Source organism: Mesorhizobium sp. M7A.F.Ca.CA.002.09.1.1 (genome assembly GCF_003998555.1).
Lineage (GTDB): Bacteria > Pseudomonadota > Alphaproteobacteria > Rhizobiales > Rhizobiaceae > Mesorhizobium > Mesorhizobium ciceri.
In genome coordinates this window covers 1-1687 of sequence record NZ_RZRR01001060.1, presented here as the reverse complement: position 1 = coordinate 1687, position 1687 = coordinate 1, and the positions used below count along the sequence as shown (strand labels likewise).

General features: G+C 63.1%; 2 protein-coding genes and 1 pseudogene. All 3 read left to right on the top strand.

From position 1 onward, the window contains the following. Positions 1-279, top strand: a pseudogene (locus EN994_RS30200) (ROK family protein); the annotation flags it as partial. Continuing rightward, positions 276-1040 carry an ATP-binding cassette domain-containing protein gene (locus tag EN994_RS30195; RefSeq protein ID WP_063167797.1) on the top strand — a complete coding sequence of 255 codons (765 nt, stop codon included), beginning with the start codon at positions 276-278 and terminating at the stop codon, positions 1038-1040. The pseudogene EN994_RS30200 and the gene EN994_RS30195, both read left to right, overlap by 4 nt. Positions 1041-1079: 39 nt before the next feature. Continuing rightward, positions 1080-1687: sugar ABC transporter substrate-binding protein (locus EN994_RS30190; protein ID WP_164746364.1), on the top strand; the 608-nt coding region annotated here is incomplete at its 3' end.

Sequence of the window (1687 nt, the reverse complement as noted above, 5' to 3'; positions counted from 1 at the left end):
CTGTTCGACCCGGAGACGGTCATCCTCGGCGGGCTGGCATCCACCGACCTGCTCGAAATGCTGGCTGGTTCGGCCGCAGGCCTGCACAACTCCGTCTCGGCCCGCAAGGACCGCACGACGCCCAGGGTCGTGGTCGCGCGCGGCGGACAGCATTCCGTGCTGCGCGGCGCCGCCGCCCTGGCGGTTTCCGGGGTTCTGTCACCTCGCTTCGGGCAGATGTTCGCGGCCGAACGCGAACGCGAGCGCGACCTTCTCAAAGGCAGGGAGATTGCGGCATGAGTGAACCCCTGCTGGTGCTCGACAACGTCACCAAGAACTATGGCGCGATCGAAGCGCTCAAGGGGATCAGCTTCTCGATCGACAAGGGCGAGGTCGTGGCGCTGCTGGGCGACAACGGCGCCGGCAAATCGACACTGGTGAAGATCATATCAGGCGGACTGGAGCCGACATCGGGCCGCATGCTGTTCGAGGGCAAGGAATTCCTCGCCAAATCACCGGCCGAGGCCAAGGCGGCCGGCATCGAGACCGTCTACCAGGATCTCTCGCTGTGCACCAACGTCGACGTGGTCGCCAATTTCTTCATGGGCCGCGAGATCACCCGCAAGTTTCTCGGCATTCCCGTGCTTGACGAGCGCGCCATGGAAGCCGTCGTCGGAAAGGCGCTGGCCAATGCCGGCACCCGCATTCCCTCGCTGCGCGCCAATGTCGAGCATCTTTCGGGCGGCCAGCGGCAAGCCATCGAACTCAACCGCTTCGTGCACTGGGGCGGCAAGCTGGTGCTGCTCGACGAACCATTCGCCGCCCTCGGTGTCGAACAGACGCGGCGCGGTCTCGACATGATCCGCCAGGTGGCCAACCAGGGCATCGGCGTCGTCATCATCACCCATATCATGCAGCAGGCTTTTCAGGTCGCCGACCGGATCGTGGTGATCCGCCAGGGCGTCGTGGCCGGCGATGTCGCACGCAATAAAACAAGTCCCGACGCGGTGATCAACATGATCACCGGTGAGACGCTTGCCGGTGCCGGACCGACAGGCTGAGGGACAAAAGAGGGGTCCGGCTTAAGAGGAGCGAACGACATGAAGCGAATACTTCTTGCTGTCTTCGGTATCCTTGCACTGGCCTTTGCCACGCTCACGCCGGCATTCGCCCAGTCCAAGGGTATCGTCTACTATATGGTGCCGACCCTGCTGGACGAGTTCCAGACCGGCTCGGTGAGCGCGCTGGAACTGTTCCTGAAGCAGACCGGCTACGAGATGAAGACGCTGAACGCCGACAACAAGACCGACGCCCAGCAATCGCAGATGAACGATGTCATCGCGCTGAAGCCGGCGGCCATCATCCTGGCTGCAGTCGACTTCAATGCGCTGAAACCGTCCATCGAAGCCGCGCGCGCCGCCGGCATCCCGGTGGTCGAGTTCGACCGCCAGATCACCTCGACCCCGTCCGACTTCACCTCTGTCGCCGGAACGGTCGAGATCGGCTACGTCGCCGCGGATCAGGCCGAGAAGCTGCTGAAAGCCAAGAACGGCTCGGTGAAGGGCAAGGTTCTGCAGGTGCTCGGCGACCCCGGCGATCCCTACACGCTCGACATCCAGAAGGGTTTTGAGGAGAAGATGAAGGCATTTCCGGACGTCAAGATCATCTCGCTTCCGGCCATGCAATGGGAAGCCAGCAATGCCGGCAC